At 62.7% G+C, this 22419-nt stretch carries 19 protein-coding genes and 1 pseudogene; 13 read left to right on the top strand and 7 right to left on the bottom strand.

Annotated features, from left to right (window positions below; all coding sequences use genetic code 11):
* Window positions 1-45: 45 nt before the first annotated feature.
* Together J3P81_RS19430 and J3P81_RS19435 are read left to right on the top strand one after the other, a co-directional pair.
* Window positions 46-1812, top strand: a complete 1767-nt coding sequence (locus tag J3P81_RS19430; RefSeq protein ID WP_434560369.1) for a sensor histidine kinase — start codon at window positions 46-48, stop codon at window positions 1810-1812.
* Entirely contained in the window at window positions 1805-3139 is a 1335-nt protein-coding gene (locus tag J3P81_RS19435) for a sigma-54-dependent transcriptional regulator (protein ID WP_434560371.1), read from the top strand. The genes J3P81_RS19430 and J3P81_RS19435 overlap by 8 nt, the downstream gene beginning before the upstream one ends.
* 63 nt (window positions 3140-3202) lie before the next feature.
* Here J3P81_RS19435 and J3P81_RS19440 read toward each other — a convergent pair whose 3' ends face one another.
* On the bottom strand, window positions 3203-3529 hold the full coding sequence (locus J3P81_RS19440) for a hypothetical protein (protein WP_420765304.1): 327 nt from the start codon (window positions 3527-3529) through the stop codon (window positions 3203-3205).
* A 336-nt stretch (window positions 3530-3865) separates the two neighbouring features.
* Here J3P81_RS19440 and J3P81_RS19445 point away from each other — a divergent pair, with 336 nt between their 5' ends.
* From J3P81_RS19445 to J3P81_RS19485, 9 genes are all read left to right on the top strand, one after another.
* Window positions 3866-4621, top strand: a complete 756-nt coding sequence (locus J3P81_RS19445; protein WP_434560373.1) for a hypothetical protein — start codon at window positions 3866-3868, stop codon at window positions 4619-4621.
* 78 nt (window positions 4622-4699) lie between these two features.
* Window positions 4700-5197 (top strand): CS1 type fimbrial major subunit, encoded by a 498-nt coding sequence (locus J3P81_RS19450; protein WP_434560375.1) that lies wholly within the window; start codon window positions 4700-4702, stop codon window positions 5195-5197.
* A 72-nt stretch (window positions 5198-5269) separates the two neighbouring features.
* Window positions 5270-7957 (top strand): TcfC E-set like domain-containing protein, encoded by a 2688-nt coding sequence (locus J3P81_RS19455; RefSeq protein WP_434560377.1) that lies wholly within the window; start codon window positions 5270-5272, stop codon window positions 7955-7957.
* The gene (locus J3P81_RS19460) at window positions 7954-9105 is read left to right on the top strand and encodes a CfaE/CblD family pilus tip adhesin (protein WP_434560379.1); all 1152 of its coding nucleotides are present in this window, start codon (window positions 7954-7956) and stop codon (window positions 9103-9105) included. The genes J3P81_RS19455 and J3P81_RS19460 overlap by 4 nt, the downstream gene beginning before the upstream one ends.
* 157 nt (window positions 9106-9262) lie before the next feature.
* The gene (locus tag J3P81_RS19465; protein WP_434560381.1) at window positions 9263-10408 is read left to right on the top strand and encodes a CfaE/CblD family pilus tip adhesin; all 1146 of its coding nucleotides are present in this window, start codon (window positions 9263-9265) and stop codon (window positions 10406-10408) included.
* 157 nt (window positions 10409-10565) lie between these two features.
* The gene (locus J3P81_RS19470) at window positions 10566-11729 is read left to right on the top strand and encodes a CfaE/CblD family pilus tip adhesin (RefSeq protein WP_434560383.1); all 1164 of its coding nucleotides are present in this window, start codon (window positions 10566-10568) and stop codon (window positions 11727-11729) included.
* Window positions 11730-12017: 288 nt separating this feature from the next.
* Window positions 12018-13337, top strand: coding sequence for an MFS transporter (locus J3P81_RS19475; RefSeq protein ID WP_420765310.1), 1320 nt, complete (start codon window positions 12018-12020; stop codon window positions 13335-13337).
* Window positions 13338-13484: 147 nt separating this feature from the next.
* A complete protein-coding gene (locus J3P81_RS19480; RefSeq protein WP_420765311.1) occupies window positions 13485-13703 on the top strand; it encodes a hypothetical protein in 219 nt (72 codons plus the stop codon).
* A gap of 129 nt (window positions 13704-13832) precedes the next feature.
* Complete coding sequence (locus J3P81_RS19485) at window positions 13833-14453, top strand: flavin reductase family protein (RefSeq protein WP_420765312.1); 621 nt, start codon at window positions 13833-13835, stop codon at window positions 14451-14453.
* 62 nt (window positions 14454-14515) lie between these two features.
* On the opposite strand, the gene J3P81_RS19490 is transcribed toward J3P81_RS19485, so the two are convergent.
* Window positions 14516-14749 carry a hypothetical protein gene (locus J3P81_RS19490; protein WP_434560385.1) on the bottom strand — a complete coding sequence of 78 codons (234 nt, stop codon included), beginning with the start codon at window positions 14747-14749 and terminating at the stop codon, window positions 14516-14518.
* A 41-nt stretch (window positions 14750-14790) separates the two neighbouring features.
* Window positions 14791-15144, bottom strand: coding sequence for a putative quinol monooxygenase (locus J3P81_RS19495; RefSeq protein WP_434560387.1), 354 nt, complete (start codon window positions 15142-15144; stop codon window positions 14791-14793).
* Window positions 15145-15471: 327 nt separating this feature from the next.
* On the opposite strand from J3P81_RS19495, the gene J3P81_RS19500 reads away from it, so the two are divergent.
* Window positions 15472-16401, top strand: a complete 930-nt coding sequence (locus J3P81_RS19500) for an AraC family transcriptional regulator (protein WP_420765315.1) — start codon at window positions 15472-15474, stop codon at window positions 16399-16401.
* A 42-nt stretch (window positions 16402-16443) separates the two neighbouring features.
* Here the strand turns inward: J3P81_RS19500 and J3P81_RS19505 are convergent, their stop codons facing one another.
* Together J3P81_RS19505 and J3P81_RS19510 are read right to left on the bottom strand one after the other, a co-directional pair.
* Window positions 16444-17892, bottom strand: a complete 1449-nt coding sequence (locus tag J3P81_RS19505; protein ID WP_434560389.1) for an aldehyde dehydrogenase family protein — start codon at window positions 17890-17892, stop codon at window positions 16444-16446.
* The gene (locus J3P81_RS19510; RefSeq protein ID WP_434560391.1) at window positions 17889-19526 is read right to left on the bottom strand and encodes a 5-guanidino-2-oxopentanoate decarboxylase; all 1638 of its coding nucleotides are present in this window, start codon (window positions 19524-19526) and stop codon (window positions 17889-17891) included. Before J3P81_RS19510 ends, J3P81_RS19505 begins: the two co-directional genes overlap by 4 nt.
* Window positions 19527-19684: 158 nt before the next feature.
* Here J3P81_RS19510 and J3P81_RS19515 point away from each other — a divergent pair, with 158 nt between their 5' ends.
* Window positions 19685-20566: a LysR substrate-binding domain-containing protein gene (locus J3P81_RS19515; RefSeq protein WP_434560393.1), complete on the top strand. Its 882-nt coding sequence runs from the start codon at window positions 19685-19687 to the stop codon at window positions 20564-20566.
* Between the two features lie 30 nt (window positions 20567-20596).
* Here J3P81_RS19515 and J3P81_RS19520 read toward each other — a convergent pair whose 3' ends face one another.
* A complete protein-coding gene (locus J3P81_RS19520; RefSeq protein ID WP_434560395.1) occupies window positions 20597-21616 on the bottom strand; it encodes an alpha/beta fold hydrolase in 1020 nt (339 codons plus the stop codon).
* A gap of 123 nt (window positions 21617-21739) precedes the next feature.
* A pseudogene (locus J3P81_RS19525) lies at window positions 21740-22351 on the bottom strand (5-methyltetrahydropteroyltriglutamate--homocysteine S-methyltransferase); the annotation flags it as partial.
* Window positions 22352-22419: the final 68 nt, after the last annotated feature.

A 22419-nucleotide genomic window follows, 5' to 3' on the forward strand; every position in this document is an offset into this window, starting at 1 on the left:
CAACATGGTATGGTTCGGCCCCGACTTCTACCGGTTCGCGCCTGCATGCTGCCGACTCCCCGTACCCTGCGCCTGTTCCTTGCCATCGCCCTGATCCTCGTCGGCGCCGCCCTGGCCGCCACTCTGGCCGTGCGCCACGCTGAACGTGAGGCCCTGGAAGAAGACGCCAGCCGCGCGAGCCAGCAATTGGCGCTGTACGCCAACTCACTGCACACCTTGATCGAACGCTACCGCGCCCTGCCCGCCGTGCTGGCGCTGGACCCGCAGTTGCGTGACGCCCTCAAGGGGCCGGTCAGCGCGGCGCAACAGGATGCCTTGAACCGCAAGCTGGAAAAAATCAACGGTGCCGCGCAGTCCTCGACCCTGGAGCTGCTGGACCACACCGGCCTGGCGATCGCCGCCAGCAACTGGCAGTTGCCCAGCAGCTACGTCGGCCACAACTATGGCTTTCGTCCTTATTTCCTCCAGACCCGCACCCAAGGCACCGGGCGCTTTTATGCGGTGGGCGTGACCAGCGGCATCCCGGGCTATTTTCTGTCCAGCGCGGTCACTGGCGATAGCGGCGAGTTCCTCGGCGCGATGGTGGTGAAGCTCGAGTTTCCCGAGCTTGAGCGCGAATGGCGCCAGGGCAGCGACACCCTGTTGGTCAGTGATGCGCGCGGGGTCATTTTCATCGCCAATCGCCCCGGTTGGCGTTATCGCCATTTGCAACCCTTGACCGACAGCGACCGCGCCGAGCTCAAGGCCACGCGCCAGTACGACAAGCAACCGTTGCAACCCCTGGCCTTCGATCCGCTGCGACGCTTTGACGACAACAGCCACCTGACCCTGGTCGGGGCGCCCGAGGGTACGGCGCAGTACCTCTGGGAATCCCTGCCGTTGGCCGGCGAAGGCTGGACCCTGCATTTGCTGCGTCGACCACAGATCGCCTTCGAAGACCTGCGCAACGCCGGGCTCGCCGCCGCCGGGTTGTGGCTGGCGCTGGTGTTTCTGTTGCTGTTTCTGAACCAGCGTTGGCGCCTGGCGAAACTGCGCCAGCGCAGCCGCCAGGAACTCGAACGACTGGTGGACGAACGCACCCGAGAATTGCGCACCGCCCAGGACGGCCTGGTGCAATCGGCCAAGCTGGCGGCGCTGGGGCAGATGTCGGCGGCGCTGGCCCACGAGATCAACCAACCGTTGACCGCCCAGCGCATGCAACTGGCGACCCTGCGCCTGCTGCTGGAGCACGGCCGCGTCGACGATGCCTATAAAGCCCTCAAGCCGGTGGACGACATGCTGACCCGCATGGCGGCCCTGACCGGCCACCTGAAGACCTTCGCCCGCAAGAGCCCCAGCGGCCTTCGCGAACGCCTTGACCTGGCGGCGGTAGTCGACCAGGCCCTGCAATTGCTCGACACGCGCCTGCGGGACGAAAACGTCAGTACCGTCTTGCACCTGACGCGTCCGGCGTGGGTGCGCGGCGATGCCATCCGTCTCGAACAGGTGTTGATCAACCTGCTGCGCAACGCCGTCGACGCCATGGTCGAACAGCCCCTCAAGCGCCTTGAAGTGCGCCTGCAAGCCGATGAACAACTGTGGCGCCTGACCGTCAGCGACAGCGGCACCGGGATCGCCGAAGAACATCTGGCCCAGGTGTTCGACCCGTTCTTCACCACCAAGGCGGTGGGCGATGGCCTCGGGCTGGGGCTCGCGGTTTCATTTGCGATCATCCACGAATCCGGTGGGCGGCTGACAGCGGACAATCATGACAACGGCGCGGTATTCTGCGTGACCTTGCCCATCGATCAGGAGGCGCAGCTGCATGCTTGATTCGGTCATAGTCGTCGATGACGAAAACAGCATCCGCACGGCCGTGGAGCAATGGCTGAGCCTGTCGGGGTTCCAAGTGCAGTTGTTCAGCCGTGCCGAAGACTGCCTGGCGCGGTTGCCGGACAACTTCGCTGGCGTGATCCTCAGCGACGTACGCATGCCCGGTCTCAGTGGTCTCCAACTGCTTGCGCAAGTGCGCAAGCGCGACGCGGACCTGCCGGTGATCCTGTTGACCGGCCACGGCGACGTGCCGATGGCCGTGGAAGCCATGCGCGACGGCGCCTATGACTTTCTCGAAAAACCGTTCAGCCCCGAAGCGCTGCTCAGCAGCCTGCGTCGGGCCTTGGACAAGCGCTTCCTGGTATTGGAAAACCGTCGCCTGCACGAGCAGGCCGACGCTCGGGTCAGGCTCGACACCACGCTGCTGGGTGTCTCCCGCGCCTTGCAGAATCTGCGGCGCCAGGTGCTGGACCTGGCGACATTACCGGTCAACGTGTTGATCCGTGGCGAAACCGGCAGTGGCAAGGAATTGGTCGCCCGCTGCCTGCACGACTTCGGCCCGAGAGCGAGCAAACCCTTCGTTGCGCTGAACTGCGCGGCGATCCCCGAACCGCTGTTCGAGGCTGAACTGTTCGGCCATGAAAGCGGCGCTTTCACCGGCGCCCAGGGCAAACGCATCGGCAAGCTCGAATACGCCGACGGCGGCACGCTGTTTCTCGATGAAATCGAAAGCATGCCGCTGGCCCAGCAGGCCAAGTTGCTGAGAGTCCTGCAAGAGAAGAAACTCGAACGCCTGGGCTCCAACCAGAGCATCCACGTGGACTTGCGTATCATTGCCGCGACCAAGCCGGACTTGCTGGACGAAGCCCGGGCCGGACGATTTCGTGAGGACCTTGCCTACCGCTTGAACATCGCCGAGCTGCGCCTGCCGCCCTTGCGTGAACGGCGCGAAGACATTCCATTGCTGTTCGAGCATTTCACCCACGGCGCCGCCGAACGCCTCGGCCGCCCCGCCGCGCCCTTGAATGGCCCGCAACTGAGCCATCTGCTCAGCCACGATTGGCCGGGCAACGTGCGCGAACTGGCCAACGTCGCCGAACGCCAAGTGCTGGGACTCGACCAGCCGCCTGCCCTGGACACCGAACCGGGCCAGTCCCTCGCGGCCCAGCAGGAAGCGTTCGAAGCCCAATGCCTGCGCGCCGCGCTGACGCGGCATAAAGGCGACGTAAAAGCCGTGCTCGAGGAACTGCAACTGCCGCGCCGCACCTTCAATGAAAAGATGCAGCGGCATGGGTTGAGTCGGGAAATGTTTGTGCGGGACATCTAAGGAGGCGTGGCGGCTGGCCGCGAAGCCATCGCCAAGTCTTGCACGAACCTCCAGCGCCGTCGGCTAACCCGAGATCAGACGGGCGATCATGCGCTTGCGCCCCGCCACATCCAGCGCGCGATAGCTTTCCAACAACAGCTCTTCATCAGGCGCCAATGCCGGCGCGGCCTGGACGCGCTCGCCCGTCAGGACGTATTGGACATCCACTCCGATAGCCGCCAGTTTTGCCACCAGATCGGCTGGACATTTCTGCCGCCCGGAGACGACTTCCTTCAAGCGCTGCGGGCTCGCTTCGCCCGCCCCACGGGAGGCGGCAGCCAGCGAAACACCACAGCGATCAATCTCTTCGCGCAGCCGAACGTGGATATATTCCACCAAAACTATTGACATGGTGTATATATCCCACCAAAATCGCCGACATAAACAACGGCCATCATTGCCTCACAGAGAATCGGCACCATGGCCGTGCTGAGACTGCGCGCACTCGGAATCCTGTCCATTTCGCAGTAACACGCACGCTGGGTGCATTGAGCATGAATCTACTCCGGAAATTTCCTACAGAAAATAGCGGAGAGTGAAAGTGACAAAAAAAACGAAAAAAAAGGGCCCGAGGGTCGTTGTCCAGAGGCTGGCTTTGCTTGCCTGGCGCCGGTCCGGTCGAAGCAGGCCACCCGCACTCGGTGCATAAAAACAGTGACCGTCCATCTTCCTTGTTTGAGGTTTGAAATGCATTCGAATCAAACGTTTATCCATCGCTGGGCTGTCATGGGCAAGCTGGCGCTCATGGCGCTCGCCGTCACCCTGTCGTTTCCGGCAGCCGCGAACATGGTGGTCTACCCGATGAACAGCACCATCGGCGCCGAGCAGGACGGCATTGGCCAGATCCAGCTGCACTCCAAGTCCGACAAAGTGCAATACATCAAGGTCAGCGTCACCCAGATCCAACGTCCCGGCACGCCGGACGAACATGAAAGCCCGCTGTCGCCGGCCGATGCGCTGGGTATCGTCGTATCGCCGCAACGCACGGTACTGGCCCCCGGCGCCAGCCGCACGGTGCGGATCATCGCCCAGTCGATGCCCACCGAGGAAACCGTCTACCGGGTCTATTTCGAACCGGTGGGAGCACCCGACCTGATAGATGAAGACGTCCTCGAACAATCCGGTGTGCAGCCCAGGGTCGGCGTAAACCTGATCTGGGGCGCCTTGGTGCGCCTGCTGCCCGATGAGCGCCGTACCAGCATCAAACTGCAACCCAAAGGCAACGAATTGCGCAACGACGGCACCCTGCGCGTCGGCGTATTGCAAGTGGGTCGGTGTACCGACGCAGCGGGCGAGAAGGACTGCATCTGGAATGACGTCAACCGCAGCCTGTATCCCGGCAGCACCCTGCCCGTCTCCGCCCCCGGCGCGAACGGTAACGTAATCGTACGTTTCGTGACCAGCGACGACAGGCGTCCGCGCACCCTCGCCATTCAGCCGTAACCCCAATTTTATTGACCCAAGCTACGTGCAGCGCACGTGGTTGGGCCCCCGTTCACCCACAGCAAAAGAGGAACACCCATGAAACTGTTGAAATTCGCCCCATTGGCACTGGTCGCCCTGACCTCGCTGCCCGCCATGGCGGTGGAAAAAAACATCACCATCTACGCCAATGTCGACCCGACCCTGGAAATCCTCCAGTCGGACGGCCGCCCGCTCCCGGGCTCCATGGAGATGGCCTACCTGCCAGGTTCCGGCCTCCAGCCGACTCGGTTGGGTACGCGGATCTACAGCAATGACACCGACAAGGACATGACCCTGCGACTGATCGCCAGTCCGGTCCTGGCCAACACGACCAACCCCGCCGCCACCGGCGTGCCCCTGAGTGTCAGGTACGGCGGACGCCCACTGAACACCACCGGTGTCACGCTGCCCGCCGTCGAACTGTTCCCTGGCGGTGACTCCTCTGGCGGTTCGGTCGAGCAACTCCTGGAAATCCAGCAGACCAACGCGGGTGCAATCACCAACGCGGGTCGCTACGAAGGCGTCGTCGCCCTGCTGTTGACCCAGCAACCTTAAGCACCGCCGGTTTTTCCTCCAAAGGGAGGTACGGCGTCGTCGTACTTCCCTTTTCCTTCGTCAAGGCCCTGTATGAAACGCCACTTCACCGCACTTTCCATCTCCCTGACCTGGGCGCTGGCCGATGCCGTATCGGTCGCGTCCACCGATCTGCCCCAGGTGCCGGCCGGTTTCGAGGCCCTGGTTGAAGGTCAGGTGGAACAACTTGAACTTCAATTGCTCAACCGTAATCTCGGCCTGCACCCTGTCGTGGTGCGGCCTGGTCGTATCGAATTCCAACAGCCCGAACGAATCGCGGCCCTGCTGATCGAGGCAGGGGCTTCGGCGTCATCCGAAGAGTTGCTGCCGCTGCTGTCCGAACCGTTGCCCAGCAACAGCCAGTTGGCGTGCTCCTACGGCCTGGCCAGCGAAGCGAGCTGCGGTTACCTGGACACCGACGCGGTGGCAGTGATTCTCGACGAGGCCGGCGCGCGCCTGCAGATACTCATGCGCAAGGATTGGCTGCCGGCCAGCGATACGGCGGCGCTGCGCCTGCACACTCCGACCGAGGCCGCGAACGCCTTGGTCCATCGACAGAACATCAATATCGCCCAGGCCGACAGTTACCGCGCTCTGGGCGCCAGCGGCCTGGGCGCGGTAGGCCTGGGTGAAAGTAGCCATTTTGGCTTTACCTGGAACTACCAGGCCTATCAGAACAAGCGCGGCAGCGACAGCAGCCTGGAATTCAACAACGCCTATTACCGCCAGGATTTCGAGCGCGAACACTACGCCCAGGCCGGACGCATGGACATGAGCAACCTGTCCAGCGCCGAGGGCGGCAACTTCAGCTTCAGCCTGTTGCCCCTGGGGCGAATCGACGGTGCCCGAGTCGGCACCACCCTGGCCTACCTCAACCGCGAGGTGGTCGGCCAAGGCACGCCAATTTCGCTGATCCTGACCCAGCGCTCGCGCGTCGATGCGTTCCGTGGCGAAGAGCTGTTGTCGACGTCCTACCTGGATGCCGGCGTGCAGAATGTCGACACCCGGACCTTCCCCAACGGCAGCTATCCGGTGACCTTGCGGGTGATCGAAAACGGCCAGGTGACCCGCACCGAAACCGTGCCTTTCAGCCGTACCGACGGCAATGGCCTGGGTGACGACACCGTGCAATGGTTCCTGCAGGGCGGGCGCACGGCGGAAGATTCGCTTTATGAGCAGGATCCCTCCGCGGTGGCCCAGACCGGCCTGCGCATTCCGTTGCGCGATGACCTGGCGCTCACCAGCGCGATTACCTGGCTGGACACGACGTTCTACAACGAAAGCCGCCTGGATTGGGCCGGCACGCTGGGCGCCAGCAGCTGGTCGTTGTCAGGCGCCGTGCTGCGCGGCAACAACGGCGCGACCGGCAACAGCCAGCAGATGACCTTCACCCACGGAATCTCCTGGAGCGTGTACCGCTACTCGCTGAAGAGCCCGTCGTGCGAACACGATACCCGTGCCTACCAGCAGAGCGGCTGCAACGAATCATTGACCGCCAACGCCTCGTTGCCGCTGGCCGGTGGCACCCTCAGTGCCGGCTACAACTACAACCGCTACGCCCAGGTGAATCCGTTTTCCTACTGGAACGACTTTCCCGAAGAAGACGACCCCACCCGCGACCTGACCACCTCCACCTGGGCCAGGACTTTCCAGGTGGGCTTTTCCCGTGGACATGCCCTGGGCCCGTTCCAGCTCATCCATCGCGTCGGCGCGTTCCGCAATGCCAGCGGCAACCGCGAGAACGATCATGGCCTGTACCTGAGCCTGAGCCTGTCACATAACGAGCGCTCGCCCACCAGCGGCTATCGCCAGAGCAACGTCGGCCTGGATGCGCGCCGCGAGCAGAATGCCCCGGATAGCCTGCGCACCAGCCTGGGCCATACCCGTGCTTGGGACGGCGAACAGGGCAGGAACGAAGTGAGCACAGGGGTTGGTTACGACGACCTGGGCCGCTGGGACGCTGAACTGGCCGGACGGATCGAGCGCAACTGGGGCGAAAGCAGCCTGGCGGTGGCCCAGCGTGGCGGCGACCGACAAGACTCGCGACCTGGGTTCAGCGGCAACCACTCTTCGTCCCTGGCCCTGGGCCGCGAGGGCTTTTTCTGGGGCCAGGGCCAGGGCGGCACAGGCCCTGGCGCAGCGGTGGGAATCATCGCGGCGCCGGTGGAAAACGCCACGGGCGCGGCGGCCAAGGTCAGCGGCGGCTACGGTGCCCAGACCAGCATCGGCTTCGGTGAGAAGCGGCTGATCCCGGTCAACGGTTTCGAGGCCACGCACACCCGGATCAGCGACGCCGACGCCTCGCGCCAGAACCTCAGTTCGGTGAACGTCGGCAACGGCAACCGCGAGTGGTTCCTGCAACCGGGCAAGCTGGCGGTGCAACGGATCGAGTCCACTGTCAGCTACACCTACGTCGGCCGCCTGGTGGATGCACAGGGAGAGCCACTGGTGCAGGCCGCCATTCTCAATGCATCGATGATGGAAACCGGCGAGGACGGCAGCTTCGTCGTCGACCTCAACCATCACCCCGACCCCTTGTTCGCCCTGGACCTCAACGGCGTACACGCCTGCACGGTACAAAGCCGCACCGCCCACAGCAGCCTGCGCCGGGTCGGCACTCTTACCTGTGAAAGCACCACCCTGGACGCCTTGCCCAAGGACCTGAACGATCCCGACCGCTTGGGTCGCTGGACCGCGCGCCGCAGCGCCGCGCTCTCGCCAGACAAGAGGAACCAGCCATGAGCGAAACCTTCATCCGTTGGAGCCGTCGCCTGTTAGCGCTGGTTTGCTCGGTTGCAACGCTACCGGTGCTTGCCGATGTTCATCCCAGCGATCATTACCAGATGGTGGCGCTCAATTACGACCGGGCGGCGCCACCTGGGGATCATTACCTCTGGAACAAGATGCTGCATGGCTGGCACGAGCAACCAGTCTCAGGAGTTGGCTATAAGACTATGCATTTGGTCTGCTTGTCCAATTCCGACCCTGCGACGGGTCAATGCCGCACAAGCAGTTACGGACAAACCGGTATTACCAACGTAGCGCTACGGTTTACCGAGCGCCGCAGTCGCTTGTCCACGGTACTGCATGTCAGAGGCTACCTCTCGCGCAGGACGAAACTTAACAACACCTGTGGCGGAGACTGGTTACCTTTCGATTATCTGATCACTTCAACGACAACATCGGACTGTCATGGCGTCAACGTCTCCACCGGCACCGCCTCAACGCTTTGGATCCCCCAAACAGAGCTTGCCAAATTGCCCTCTGGAGGCATCTGGACCGCTCAGTTGGTCATGAAGCTCAAAACGTTCCACTCGCAACCCATCGGTAACGCCAAGACCTTCACCGTCGACTTCAAGCTGGACGTCACCGACCAGAACAACATGCAGATCTACCTGCCCGCCTACGGCGTCAGCACGCCGCAGGTGGACCTCAACCTGCGCACCCGCCCGTTGAGCACCGCCCCGGGCGGTATCGTCTCAGGTCAATCGGTAGTCGATGCATGCCTCTACGACGGCTACAACGCCAACAGCCAGAGTTATGAAATCCGTGTCACCGGCACCAACCCCGTGCCCGGCATGGAGGGCCGCTTCTTCGTCCGCCACGCGTCCGGCGGCAGCGGCGAGCGTGACCGCATCGAATACAAAGTGCGCACCCGCACCGCCAACCTCGGCGAGACGCAGCATGTGTCCGGGCAACCAGTGAGTTTCAACGGCATCAACAATGCCGATATCCGCGCCGTGCGCCTGCCCAACGTGCCTTTCCCGGTGGTGTGTACGCCGTGGCCCATCACCTTGGAGACGCCACCGTTCAATCAGATCGACAAGAACACCGGGCTGTACCGGGGGGAGCTGAAGTTGGAATTTACGCCCTCAACCTCTTCGCCCTGAGGCATCGGTGGTGTCTGGACTGGCCTCATCGCGAGCAGGCTCGCTCCCACACTGGATTTGTGGATACCGGGCGAATGTGGGAGCGAGCTTGCTCGCGATGAGGCCGGTGGAGCCGCCGATTTTTTCCCATTCAAAAATGCAGTCATAAGAACCCGCAATGAACACATTCTTAACCCGTTGGGCCCGCCGGCTGAGCGCGCTCATCGTGGCAGCCACCGCATTGCCGACGTTTGGGAACATCATCCCCAGCGACCATCATCAGTCCGTGATACTCAACTTTGACCGTTCGGCGCCACCGGCCGATCACTACCTTTGGACCCGAATGGTCCATGGCTGGAAAGAGCAAGATTTGCCAGGCGCAGGCTATACGACCATGCACTTCGTTTGTTTGTCCGATACCAACCCAGCCAACGGCCAATGCCAGACCAGAGGCGATACAGGGAGGTATGGCATCACAGACATTCCGCTGCGGTTTACCGAGAGACGTAGCGGCCTGTCGACTGTCTTGTCGGTCAAGGGTTACGTCACCCGCATGCATGCGCTGAACAGCAGTTGCGGAATCTGGGAGAAGGACTACGTACTGAACGCAACCGGGTCAGGCTGGTGCGACGAGGTCAGAACCACGGGCACCGCGTCGACTGTCTGGATCCCTCAATCAGAACTCGCCAAGCTACCTTCAGGTGGTATCTGGTCGGCGAAGTTGATCATCAAGCTCAAGCGCTATTACTCGGAGCCGATTGGCGCCGCCAGAACCTTCACCGTCGACTTCAAGCTGGACGTCACCGACCGCGACAACATGCAGATCTACCTGCCCGCCTACGGCATCAGCACGCCGCAGGTGGACCTCAACCTGCGCACTCGCCCGTTGAGCACTGCCCCGGGCGGTATCGTCTCCGGCCGGTCCGTGGTCGATGCCTGCCTCTACGACGGCTACAACGCCAACAGCCAAAGCTATGAAATCCGTGTCACCGGCACCAACCCCGTGCCCGGCATGGAGGGCCGCTTCTTCGTCCGCCATACGTCCGGCGGCAGCGGCGAGCGTGACCGCATCGAATACAAGGTGCGCACCCGCACCGCCAACCTCGGCGAGACGCAGCATGTGTCCGGGCAACCAGTGAGTTTCAACGGCATCAACAATGCGGAAATCCGCGCCGTGAAGCTGCCCAATGTGCCGTATCCAGTGGTGTGTACGCCGTGGCCCATCACCTTGGACACGCCGCCGTTCAATCAGATCGACAAGAACACCGGGCAGTACCGGGGGGAGCTGAAGTTGGAGTTTACGCCCTCAACCTCTTCGCCCTGAGGCATCGGTGGTGTCTGGACTGGCCTCATCGCGAGCAGGCTCGCTCCCACACTGGATTTGTGGATACCGGGCAAATGTGGGAGCGAGCCTGCTCGCGATGGGGCCGGTGAAGCCGCCGATTTTTTCCATTCAACAATGCAGTCATAAGAGCCCGCAAATGAACACATTTTTTACCCGTTGGGCCCGCCGGCTGAGCGCGCTCATCGTCGCAACCACTCCGTTACCCGCCTTAGCGGGCGTGGTACCCAGCGACCACTACCAATCCGTTGTGCTCAACTTCGACCGTTCGGCGCCACCCGCCGATCACTACCTCTGGAATCGGATGGTCCACGGCTGGAGCGAACAGCACATACCGGGCGCCGGTTATACGAACATGCATTTTGTCTGCCTCTCCAGCACGGACCCGGCAACGGGCCAATGCCATACGTCGTCCTTTGGCAGGCTGGGCACTACCGAGATCCCGTTACGCTTCACCGAGCGGCGCAGCCGTCTTACCCATGTCCTTGTGGTCAAAGGCTATCTCCAGCGCAGGTATCCGCTCAACCTCTGCGGTGGGGTATGGGATGGCCGTCAATTCGTCCTGACCACCACATCACCCGTCTACTGCAATGAAGACGAAGATGACCTTACCCAGCGATCGGAGGGGACGGCCACGACGATGTGGGTGCCCCAGTCAGAATTCGCCAAACTGCCCACCGGAGGCATCTGGACCGCCAAGATGATCCTGAAACTCAAGCGGTACAATTCGCAACCGATCAGCGCGGCCAATACCTTTACGGTGGACTTCAAGCTTGACGTCACCGACCAGAACAACATGCAGATCTACCTGCCCGCCTACGGCGTCAGCACACCGCAGGTGGACCTCAACCTGCGTACTCGCCCGTTGAGCACCGCCCCGGGCGGCATCGTCTCCGGTCGGTCCGTGGTCGATGCATGCCTCTACGACGGCTACAACGCCAACAGCCAGAGTTATGAAATCCGTGTCACCGGCACCAACCCCGTGCCCGGCATGGAGGGCCGCTTCTTCGTCCGCCATACGTCCAGCGGCAGCGGCGAGCGTGACCGCATTGAATACAAGGTGCGCACCCGCACCGCCAACCTCGGCGAGACGCAGCATGTGTCCGGGCAACCAGTGAGTTTCAACGGCATCAACAATGCGGAAATCCGCGCCGTGAAGCTACCCAATGTGCCGTATCCAGTGGTGTGTACGCCCTGGCCCATCACCTTGGACACGCCGCCGTTCAATCAGATCGACAAGAATTCCGGGCAGTACCGGGGGGAGCTGAAGTTGGAATTCACGCCTTCGACTTCGTCGCCCTGATTTTTTGGTGCCAGGACTGGCCTCATCGCGAGCAGGCTCGCTCCCACACTGGATTTGTGGATACCGGGCGAATGTGGGAGCGAGCCTGCTCGCGATGAAGCCAACCCATTACTTGTTGATAAGCGGATCCCCGCCCACACCCCTGGCTGCAATAAGCGGATTTCCGCTCACTAAACAGCCACATCCCCTCTAGACCGGCCTTCTTCCACCTGGCACAGCTCCTGCTATAGCCCTGGCAGGCTGCGTTCCTACGCGCTCCACAAAAACAATTAAACGAAGGATCCTTCAATGGATAACTCAAACGCCCTTCCCATTGGGTCGGCTGCCGCGCCCGCCCGTGAAAGAACCACCGCCAGCCGGATCAAGTCGATCTTCAGTGGCTCGGTCGGCAACATGGTCGAGTGGTACGACTGGTACGTCTACGCCGCGTTCTCGCTGTACTTCGCCAAAGCCTTCTTCCCCAAGGGCGACACCACCGCCCAGTTGCTCAACACCGCCGCGATCTTCGCCGTCGGCTTCCTGATGCGCCCGATCGGTGGCTGGCTGATGGGCCTGTACGCTGACCGCGCCGGTCGCAAACGCGCGTTGATGGCCTCGGTGTACTTGATGTGCTTTGGCTCGCTGATCATCGCCCTGAGCCCCGGTTACGAAACCATCGGCGTCGGCGCGCCGATCCTGCTGGTGTTCGCCCGCTTGCTCCAGGGCCTGTCGGTGGGTGGCGAGTACGGCACCTCGGCGACTTACCTGAGTGAAATGGCGACCAAGGAACGTCGCGGTTTCTTCTCCAGCTTCCAATACGTGACGCTGATTTCCGGCCAGCTCATCGCCCTCGGCGTGCTGATCGTGCTGCAACAATTGCTGACCACCGAGCAGCTGTACGCCTGGGGCTGGCGCATCCCGTTCGCCATCGGCGCGCTGTGTGCAATCGTTGCGCTGTACCTGCGTCGCGGCATGGAAGAAACCGAGTCGTTCACCAAGAAGGAAAAGGCCAAGGAAAGCGCCATGCGCACCCTGATGCGCCACCCCAAGGAATTGTTGACCGTGGTCGGCCTGACCATGGGCGGCACCCTGGCCTTCTACACCTACACCACTTACATGCAGAAATACCTGGTGAACACGGTGGGCATGAGCATCTCCGACTCCACCACCATTTCCGCCGCCACGCTGTTCCTGTTCATGTGCCTGCAACCCGTCATCGGCGGGCTCTCGGACAAGATCGGTCGTCGGCCGATCCTGATTGCCTTCGGCATCCTCGGCACGCTGTTCACCGTGCCGATCCTCACCACCCTGCACACCATCGAGACCTGGTGGGGCGCGTTCTTCCTGATCATGGCCGCGCTGATCATCGTCAGCGGCTACACCTCGATCAACGCGGTGGTGAAAGCCGAGCTGTTCCCTACCGAAATCCGCGCCTTGGGCGTCGGCCTGCCCTACGCACTGACCGTATCGATCTTCGGCGGCACCGCTGAATACATCGCGCTGTGGTTCAAGAGCATCGGCATGGAGACCGGCTACTACTGGTACGTGACGGCGTGCATCGCGGTTTCGCTGCTGGTGTACATCACCATGAAGGACACCCGCAAACACTCGCGGATCGTGACTGACTGACAGGCCAGTCGTACAAAAAAAGGGGCGAACCTGCACGGGTTCGCCCCTTTCGTCGTTCCGGGACGGCGTCATTTCCTACATTAATTTCCACTTAATGGCTGCACTCCACCCTCGCGCTCATCAACTATCGATGCTTGGAGTATGACCATGAAAACCAAACTGATCTTCGCCCTGACCCTCACCGCACTGGCCAGTAGCGCGTTCGCCGACGACGGCTTCGAGCGTACCGGCACGGCCGCTTTCATCGCCAGCAGCCATGAGCGCGCCGGTTCCGCCGTCGTTGCCAAGAAAGACGAGAACCACGCCATCGAGCCCACCGTGGCTGCCGACGGCTCCGACCCTAGCGATGCGGCGTCGACCAACTGATCCCAACCGGCAACACCAAGACCTGTGGGAGCGAGCAACCTCCCACAGGTTTTTTGTGGTGCTGACAAAAGGGTCAGGGCGCTGCACTATCGTCGGATCCTTCTGACACGCACCGGACCTACATCCTTCATGCCCGACGACATTCACTACTACGAACCCGCCCAAGGCCATGGCCTGCCCCACGACCCGTTCAATGCCATCGTCGGCCCACGGCCGATTGGCTGGATCTCTTCACAAGATGGCGAAGGCCGCCTGAACCTGGCGCCCTACAGTTTTTTCAACGCTTTCAACTACGTTCCGCCGATCATCGGCTTCTCCAGTGTCGGTCGCAAAGACAGCCTCAACAACATCGAACAGACCGGTGAATTTGCCTGGAACCTGGCCACGCGCCCACTGGCCGAGCAGATGAACCAGAGCTGCGCGATGGTCGCGCCGCAGGTCAACGAATTCGAGCTGGCGGGCCTGACGCCGGCGGCATCGCGGATCATCCAGGTGCCGCGCGTCGCCGAGAGCCCGGTGTCCTTCGAATGCAAGGTCACGCAGATCATCCAGTTGCAGCGAGCGGACAAGGCGCCTGTGCCGAGCTGGTTGATTCTGGGCGAAGTGGTCGCCGTTCACATCGCCAAGTGGCTGTTGAAGGACGGGGTCTACGACACCGCCGCCGCCGAGCCGATCTTGCGCGGCGGCGGGCCGGCGGATTACTTCCAGCTGGGGCCGGAGGCGTTGTTCAAGATGCATCGCCCGCGATAAGGATGGGCGGTGCGACGTTTCGCTAAATCCCCTCGCCACAACAGCAATCCTTGAAATGCTGCTTACCAGACCAATCCGCCTTCGTCGTCGACACCCTTGAGGTGAGTCAACTGCTGGGCAGCCGCTTCATCGGCTTTGAAAGCGGTCTCGAAGGTCTGCTCTTCGAGCACTTTATTGAAACGCGGCTTCTCGGCACTGCCGATGGCCTTGGTGGCGATGGCTGCGTAGTAGCCGCCACCTTCCTTGGGAACAACAGCGGAAACAGCTTCAAAAGTTTCAAAGGCTTTGCGTGCCATACTTCGCATCCTGGCGGTGGGAAATGCCTGTCATTAAACCTTCAACCGGCCAGTTTGTGTACCTTCGCCATGCACCCTTCGGTCGCCTGGGCGGCGGACACTTCCCGAAAGGTGTGGAAGTCCAGGCTGCTGACCACCAGGTCTTGCACCAATTGGGCGAAGATCGCCATGGCCGGTGAGTTGAAATAAGCGTCCATCGCCTGTTGGTTGACCCACAGCCCGGACACCAGCCACAACTCGGCGTCGCATTGCGATTGTTGCAAGGCAAAGTGCAGGCAACCGGGCGCCTGGCGCGAAGGTACGATCAAGCTGCTGAGGCGTGCGCCCAATGGCTTGGAGCAACCGGCGCGGGCCCGGACAAAAGCCATGTGACTGACGGGGATCTGTGTAGTCATGTTCAACCCTCCCAGGTCATCCGTTGGCAGCCGGGGACAGGCTGCGACAGGATCAAAGGTTAAGCGCGCTGCCGCCAGCTTCGTTAGTCGATTCCTGCCGACTCATTGCACGATTCTGCGCCTGGGAATTCACCCATCCGTGCCTGATGGGTGGGAATTGCCGGGAGTTGAAACAAAAGGTTTCAAGCAAGTTTCGGCCAGGCTGCACAGCCCTTCACGCCGCCGCCTTGCAGGATCAGGCAAGCTTTCAACAGGATGTGACTACCGCCATGCCTTGCACAAACATAAGCTTTGTCCTATCGCTCCCTTCGCCATGAGGATCCCGGCATGTCGCCACTCGATCACGCCCACGCCCCGCTGGACACGTACCTGGAACAGCAGCGCGCCGAGCTGGCGTCGATCATCGACCGCAACACCAGCGAGGACGGCAGCTACGCCACGGCCATCGGCTCGCTGAACCTGTCGCGCCACAGCCAGCCACACAAGTTTGCCCCGGTGCTGGCGCAACCGGCGCTGTGCATCATGGCCCAGGGCAGCAAGCAGGTGCGCCTGGCGGACGAATTTTTCAACTATGACCCGCTGCATTACCTGGTGGTCTCGGTCTCGATGCCATTGAGCGGTTGCATCGCCGACGTCTCGCCCGAGCAGCCGATCCTGGCGCTGCGCCTGGACATCGACCCGGCGGAAATCACCGCGCTGATCGCCGATGCCGGCCCCTTGGGCGTGCCGACTCGCCCGGCCGGCCGTGGCCTGTATGTGGAACGCCTGGACACGCCGATGCTCGACGCGGTGCTACGCCTGACGCGCCTGCTCGATACGCCAAAAGACATCGCCATGCTCGCGCCCCTGGTGCGCCGGGAAATCCTTTACCGCCTGCTACGCAGCCCGCAAGGCTATCGGTTGTATGAAATCGCCATTGCCAATAGCCAGAGCCATCGCATCAGCCAGGCGATCAAATGGCTCAACGGCCATTTCGAACAACCGTTGCGCATCGATGACCTCGCTCGGGAGGTCAACCTCAGCGTTTCGACCTTGCATCATCGGTTCAAGGCCATGACGGCCATGAGCCCGTTGCAATACCAAAAGCAATTGCGCTTGCAGGAGGCTCGACGGTTGATGCTGGCCGAAGGGCTGGAAGCGTCGGCGGCGGGGTATCGAGTGGGGTATGAAAGCCCGTCGCAGTTCAGCCGGGAGTACAGCCGTTTGTTTGGCGCGCCGCCGTTGCGGGATCTGGCGCGGTTGCGGATGACCGTCTGATCCTGGACTTGCACAGCATTCGCCGCCTCGGCTTCGCAGCCTTCAGACCGCCCGGATCACGTGTTTGATTTCCTGGAACGCGGCCAGTCCCCAAGGTCCCAATTCACGACCCAGGCTGCTCTGCTTGTAGCCGCCCCAAGCGGCCTGGGGGAAAATCACTTGCGGTGCGTTGATCCACACCAGCCCTGCCTGCAAGGCGTCGGCGACCTTCCCGGCCGCCTCGGCATCGCGGCTGACCACGCTCGCCACCAGGCCGAAACGGCTGTCATTGGCCAGGGCAATCGCCTCTTCCGGGTGGCCGAAACGACGCACGCACAACACCGGCCCGAAGATCTCCTCGCACCACAGCGCACTGTCGAGGGGCACGTCGGTGAAGATCGTTGGCTGTAAAAAAAAGCCGCGTTGCAGATGCGCGGGTCGTTGACCGCCGCACACCAACGTTGCGCCGTCGCTCACGCCTCGATCGATGTGCCCGAGCACCCGTTGGTATTGCGCCTGGTTGACCAGCGCACCCATCTCCACGTCCGGGTCGAATGGATCGGCCACGCGGATCGCCTCGGCCCGCGCCTTGAGCCGTCGCATGAATTCATCGGCCAGCTCATCGGCGACCAACACCCGAGTGGTGGCCGAGCACATCTGCCCCGCGTTGAAGAAACCGCCGCCACAGGCCAGCTCCACCGCCAGGTCCAGGTCGGCGTCGGCCAGCACCAGCAAGGACGATTTGCCGCCCAGCTCCAGGCTCACGCCCTTCACGGTTTCCGCCGCCCGTTGCATCACTTGCACCCCCACCGCGTTGCTGCCGGTAAAGGAAATCTTCGCCACGCGCGGGTCGGACGCCAGCGGCGCCCCGACCGCCAACCCCGTGCCGCAGACCAGGTTGAACACGCCATCGGGCAAGCCGCATTCGGCGATGACCGAGGCCAGCGCCAGCTCCGGCAGCGGCGTGACTTCCGAAGGCTTGAGCACCACGCAGCAGCCGGCGGCCAAGGCCGGGGCAAGTTTCCAGGCGGTGGTGACCATCGGGAAATTCCACGGCACGATCAAGCCGACCACCCCACAAGGTTCGCGGCGTAGACGTGCGCAGAAATCATCGCTGGGCAACGCCAGCGGACCGTCCTGACGAGCGTCCAGTTCTTCGGCCAAACCGGCGTAGTACTCGAAGGTCGCGACCACATCGTCGACGTCGATGGCCGCTTCGAACAACGGTTTGCCGTTGTTGCTCGATTGCAAATGCATCAGCCGCTCACGAGCATCCCGCACGCCGGCAGCAATACGCCGAAGCACCGCGCCGCGCTCGGCACCCGAGGTGTTTGACCATGGGCCAAAAGCCTGGGTAGCGGCCTCCAAGGCTTGATCGACGGCGGGTTTCTCGCCGCCGTAAACAGTGGTCAGCAGCGCCTCGTTCGCGGGGTTGATCACCCGCAGCGGTTGATCGCCCGCCAACCACTCGCCGTTGATGTACAGGCCGTCTTGCGTCGTCGGGAAATTCATTCGGCCACCTCCGCCATCCAGCGCGCCTGGTCAATCTCGAGCAACGTCGGCCCCTGGCGGTGACTGGCGGCCAGCAATGCGCTGCGCAGGGAATGCACGCCGTCGATCGTCTCGGCGCCGCACCCCAGGGCTTTGGCAACGCCGATGAAATCCGGCGTGTAGATGTCCACGCCCACCGGTTCGATGGCGCGGTTGACCATGTATTTCTTGATCTCTTCATAGCCCTGGTTATTCCACAGCAGCACGATCACCGGCGTGCGCGCTTCCACCGCGCTGGCCAGTTCCGGGAGGGTGAACTGCAACCCACCGTCGCCGATCAGGCACACCACGGGCGGGCGGCCATGGCCGTTGTCGACACCACCCAGCCAGGCACCAATGGCCGCCGGCAACGCGTAGCCGAGGGTGCCGTAGCCGGTGGACGAATTGAACCAGCGGCGCGGGCGTTCGGTATTGAAGGTGAGGTTGCCGGTGTAGACCGGCTGGGTGGAATCGCCAACGAAAACCGCGTCGGGCAAGGCCTGCAATACCGTATCGAGGAACACCGTCTGGGCGCGGGTCGGGACGTCCCATTGCTGATCGAGTTCGGTCCACAGCCGTTCGACACGAATCGCTCCCCAACTGTCGTCTCTCGCGCCGGGCACGCCGCGCTTCAACGCATCGAGCAATGCCCGCGCGGCACTTTGTGCGTCGGCCACCAGCGCCAGTCTTGGCGCGTAGTTGCGCACGGTCTGGTCGGGGTCGATGTCGATGCGCAACAACGCACCGGGAATCTCGAAGCCACCGGCAAAGGTGACGTCGTAATCGGTCTCGGCCAGCTCGGTGCCGATCGCCAGTACTACATCCGCTTCGGCCACCAGGGCACGGGTGGCCACCAGGCTCTGGGTGGAACCGATCAGCAACGGATGACGGGACGGCAGCAGGCCCTTGGCATTGATGGTCAGCGCCACGGGGGCGCCGAGGCGTTCGGCCAGTTCGGTCAATTCAGTCCCGGCGTCCATCGCCCCCCCTCCGGCAAGCACCAACGGCCGCCGGGCCGTCGCCAGCAAGGCTGCCATTTGCTCCACGGCACTGGGCGCGGCCCCGGCGCGATTGATGCTCACTGGCGTGCTGGCGAGCAGGTCATCGGCTTGTTCAACGAGCACATCCAACGGAATCTCGATGTGCACCGGCCGCGGACGCCCGGCCTGGAACAGGGCAAAGGCCCGGGCCAGCACACCCGGCAATTCGGCGGCCGACATCAGCGTGTGGGAAAACGCCGCGACCCCGCCCACCAGCGCGCTCTGGTTCGGCAGCTCATGCAGCTTGCCGCGCCCACCGCCCAGCTGGCTGCGTGACTGTACGCTGGAGATCACCAGCATCGGAATCGAATCGGCATAGGCCTGGCCCATGGCAGTGGTGATGTTGGTCATGCCCGGGCCGGTGATGATGAAGCACACGCCCGGCTTGCCGCTGACACGGGCGTAGCCGTCGGCCATGAAACCGGCGCCCTGTTCATGGCGCGGCGTCACATGGCGGATGCTTGAACGGGCCAGCCCGCGATACAACTCCACGGTGTGTACGCCAGGAATGCCGAACACCTGCTCCACGCCATAGCCTTCCAGTAACTTGACCAATACTTCGCCGCACGTCGCCATTGCCATTGCCTTTTTTGTTGTCTTGAAAAGGACCCCGCACGACACCTGCGGGCCGCTTTTGCTCTGAGGGAATGGCGTTATTGGACGGCCAGGCCGTAGCGGCAACAATGGATAAAAAGTCATACTAGCCATGTCCTCACGTCATGGCTTGGATCCAGATGAAACGACTCCCACCGCTGCCGACGTTGCATACTTTCTTGATCACGGCCCAGTGCTGCAACTTCACTCGCGCCGCCGAACAGCTGCACATCACCCAAGGCGCGGTGAGCCGGCAGATCGCAGGGCTGGAGGATCATCTGGGTTATGCGTTGTTCCAGCGCCAGGCACGCGGGTTGAGCCTGACCGCCGAGGGCCAGGCGTGGCTGCCCCGGGTGCAGCAGGTGTTCGGCCTGATCGGCGAGGCGGTCGAGCAGATCGGCGAGAAGCGCCAGACACTGAAGCTCAAGGCCCCGACCTGTGTGATGCGCTGGCTGCTGCCGCGCCTGTTGCAATGGCAAAAAGAGCGCCCGGACGTGCCGGTGGAGCTGACCACCACGGTCCGGCACGGCGTGGATTTCCAGCGTGAGGCATTCGACGCGGCGGTGGTTTACGGCCCGCCGCCCGACGCCTCGCTTGACTGCCTGCACTTGTTCGACGAGCAGCTTACACCGGTGTGCTCGCGCCCCTTGCTGGAAGGTCCGGTCCCGTTGAATTCACCCCTCGATCTGCAACAACACCTGCTGCTGCATCCCACCACCGACGAGCGCGACTGGAACGCCTGGCTGGCCGCGGCCGACGTGCGTTTGAGCAACGTCAGCAAAGGCCAGCATTTCGAAACCCTGGACCTGGCGATGTCCATGGCCTCCCAAGGCACCGGCGTGGCGATTGGCGACTGGTCGCTGATCGGCGAAGACCTCAGCGCCGGCCGGCTGGTGATGCCGTTCGAACTGAAGGTCAGGACCGGGCTGGGTTATCACTTGGTCTATCCGCGCCGGCCGCAGGTGTCGGGCCAGTTGCAGGAGCTAATGGACTGGTTGGTGGAGCAGGCCCAAGCACGGTAGTAGCGCCACAAAAGCACCCCCCGATGTCAGTTAGAGCACATTCGGCGCCTGCGCCGGCTCGATCTGCGCCCAGTGCGAGGTGTCTTCGCGGTGTTGCTGCAAATAGGGCAGCACCGCCCCCAGCAATGGTTCCTTGAAGGCCTCTTGAAAGCGATGGGCGAGGCCCGGGATCAGCTTCAACCGGCTGCCGCGAATATGCGCCGCGAGATGCACCCCATGCATCACCGGCAACAAGGGATCAGCGGTGCCGTGGACCACCAAGGTCGGCACCTGCAGCTGATTGAGCAGCGCCACCCGGCTTGGCTCGGCCATGATCGCCATGATCTGGCGCTTCACACCCTCGGGGTTGAAGGCCCGGTCATAGGCCACCGCAGCCTGGTGCAGCAGAGCCTGTCGATCGTCGACCACCATCGGGCTGCCCAGCGCGGCCAGCAGGTCGGCCTGCTGTTCGAGCGCCACTTCACGATTCGGCGCACTGCGCCGCGACAACAGTTGCACCAGCGTTTCACTGGGCGCCGGCAAGCCCGCGGCGCCGGAGCTGGTCATGAGCAATGTCAGGCTCTCGACCCGCTGAGGCGCCATGGCGGCCATGTGCTGGGCGATCATCCCACCCATGCTGACGCCCAACACATGGAAGCTTTGCACCTGCAAGGCGTCCATCAAGCCCAGGCCATCGGCGGCCATGTTCGTCAACGAATAAGGCGCCGCCACGGGCAGGCCGAGCTTGTAGCGCAACGCCTCGAATGTCAGGTTGGCGCTGCCGGGCGCCTGGCGCCAGGTGGATAAACCGACGTCCCGGTTGTCGTAGCGGATCACCCGAAAACCCTGTTCGCACAGCGCCACCACCACTTCATCCGGCCAGTGAATCAACTGCCCACCCAAGCCCATCACCAGCAGCAACGCAGGGTCGGACGCCCGCCCGATGCTCTGGTACGCCAGGCTTACCTGATCCAAGTCGACCCGCTGGGTCGCGACATTGACATCACAACGAGAAGCCGCCAACGACGGCAAGCCGCACAACAAGGCGGCCAGGAAAATGAATACACGCATGAACAAACACCAAAACGCAGAACCCCAGTAGAGCGCGAGTCTGATGAAGTTCGTTCAAGCGCGCTGCCACAGTTGCGTGACAGTTTGATGAAGATTGCCGAGTGGTTGTGTGAAGCCATAGGCCGGCGATGGTTCAAGCCCATTGGCGACGCTGACCCAAAGGTTGTCGCCGAACCGTTCCTGGGCCGGGCGCAACTGCGCCAGCGCCTGCTCGAATTCGCAACGCCAGGCATCGCGGTCATTGACCAGGCCCACCGAGAGGATCTTGTAGGTCGGCAGGCGATCCAGCACCCGGCCCAGTTGGTCTGGGGCGGGCACGGCGTCGATGTGCAGGCCATCCACCGGCAGGCTAACCGCCAGGCCGAGGTTGTCGTCCAGGCCATTGAAGCAGGTCGCCACCAACTTTTTCAGCGGCGAGTACTGAAGGACGTGATAGGCCCGCTCGAAGGCGCTTCGCCAGGCCAGGGGCAGGTCGAGCGTGAGGATCGGTTCATCGATCTGCACCCACTCCACGCCTTGGGCCTTGAGACGATTGAGGACGTCACCGTAGACCGGCAGCAGGCGCTCCAGCAGGTCGAGCTTGTCAATGTCGCCGTCATTGGCCTTGCCCTGCCAGAGGTACGTCAGCGGGCCGATGACTGCAGGCTTGACCCGATGGCCCTGGGCGTGGGCTTTGTCGATTTCGTCGAACAACCGCTCCCAGCCCAGCGTACCTTTCCAATCAGCTTCCAGGTCGTTCAATTCGCGGTCGGCGCCGATGCGGGGAAAACCGAGGGTATGGGCCAGGGCCATGGGAATGTACT

This window comes from Pseudomonas sp. R1-6, from assembly GCF_051132115.1.
Taxonomy (GTDB): domain Bacteria; phylum Pseudomonadota; class Gammaproteobacteria; order Pseudomonadales; family Pseudomonadaceae; genus Aquipseudomonas.

What these genes read in the sequence shown, in the direction of transcription:
- J3P81_RS19430 (WP_434560369.1), top strand. Translation starts at nt 46, where the DNA reads ATGCTGCCGACTCCCCGTACCCTGCGCCTGTTCCTTGCCATCGCCCTG.
- J3P81_RS19435 (WP_434560371.1), top strand. Translation starts at nt 1,805, where the DNA reads ATGCTTGATTCGGTCATAGTCGTCGATGACGAAAACAGCATCCGCACG.
- J3P81_RS19440 (WP_420765304.1), bottom strand. Translation starts at nt 3,529, where the DNA reads ATGTCAATAGTTTTGGTGGAATATATCCACGTTCGGCTGCGCGAAGAG.
- J3P81_RS19445 (WP_434560373.1), top strand. Translation starts at nt 3,866, where the DNA reads ATGCATTCGAATCAAACGTTTATCCATCGCTGGGCTGTCATGGGCAAG.
- J3P81_RS19450 (WP_434560375.1), top strand. Translation starts at nt 4,700, where the DNA reads ATGAAACTGTTGAAATTCGCCCCATTGGCACTGGTCGCCCTGACCTCG.
- J3P81_RS19455 (WP_434560377.1), top strand. Translation starts at nt 5,270, where the DNA reads ATGAAACGCCACTTCACCGCACTTTCCATCTCCCTGACCTGGGCGCTG.
- J3P81_RS19460 (WP_434560379.1), top strand. Translation starts at nt 7,954, where the DNA reads ATGAGCGAAACCTTCATCCGTTGGAGCCGTCGCCTGTTAGCGCTGGTT.
- J3P81_RS19465 (WP_434560381.1), top strand. Translation starts at nt 9,263, where the DNA reads ATGAACACATTCTTAACCCGTTGGGCCCGCCGGCTGAGCGCGCTCATC.
- J3P81_RS19470 (WP_434560383.1), top strand. Translation starts at nt 10,566, where the DNA reads ATGAACACATTTTTTACCCGTTGGGCCCGCCGGCTGAGCGCGCTCATC.
- J3P81_RS19475 (WP_420765310.1), top strand. Translation starts at nt 12,018, where the DNA reads ATGGATAACTCAAACGCCCTTCCCATTGGGTCGGCTGCCGCGCCCGCC.
- J3P81_RS19480 (WP_420765311.1), top strand. Translation starts at nt 13,485, where the DNA reads ATGAAAACCAAACTGATCTTCGCCCTGACCCTCACCGCACTGGCCAGT.
- J3P81_RS19485 (WP_420765312.1), top strand. Translation starts at nt 13,833, where the DNA reads ATGCCCGACGACATTCACTACTACGAACCCGCCCAAGGCCATGGCCTG.
- J3P81_RS19490 (WP_434560385.1), bottom strand. Translation starts at nt 14,749, where the DNA reads ATGGCACGCAAAGCCTTTGAAACTTTTGAAGCTGTTTCCGCTGTTGTT.
- J3P81_RS19495 (WP_434560387.1), bottom strand. Translation starts at nt 15,144, where the DNA reads ATGACTACACAGATCCCCGTCAGTCACATGGCTTTTGTCCGGGCCCGC.
- J3P81_RS19500 (WP_420765315.1), top strand. Translation starts at nt 15,472, where the DNA reads ATGTCGCCACTCGATCACGCCCACGCCCCGCTGGACACGTACCTGGAA.
- J3P81_RS19505 (WP_434560389.1), bottom strand. Translation starts at nt 17,892, where the DNA reads ATGAATTTCCCGACGACGCAAGACGGCCTGTACATCAACGGCGAGTGG.
- J3P81_RS19510 (WP_434560391.1), bottom strand. Translation starts at nt 19,526, where the DNA reads ATGGCGACGTGCGGCGAAGTATTGGTCAAGTTACTGGAAGGCTATGGC.
- J3P81_RS19515 (WP_434560393.1), top strand. Translation starts at nt 19,685, where the DNA reads ATGAAACGACTCCCACCGCTGCCGACGTTGCATACTTTCTTGATCACG.
- J3P81_RS19520 (WP_434560395.1), bottom strand. Translation starts at nt 21,616, where the DNA reads ATGCGTGTATTCATTTTCCTGGCCGCCTTGTTGTGCGGCTTGCCGTCG.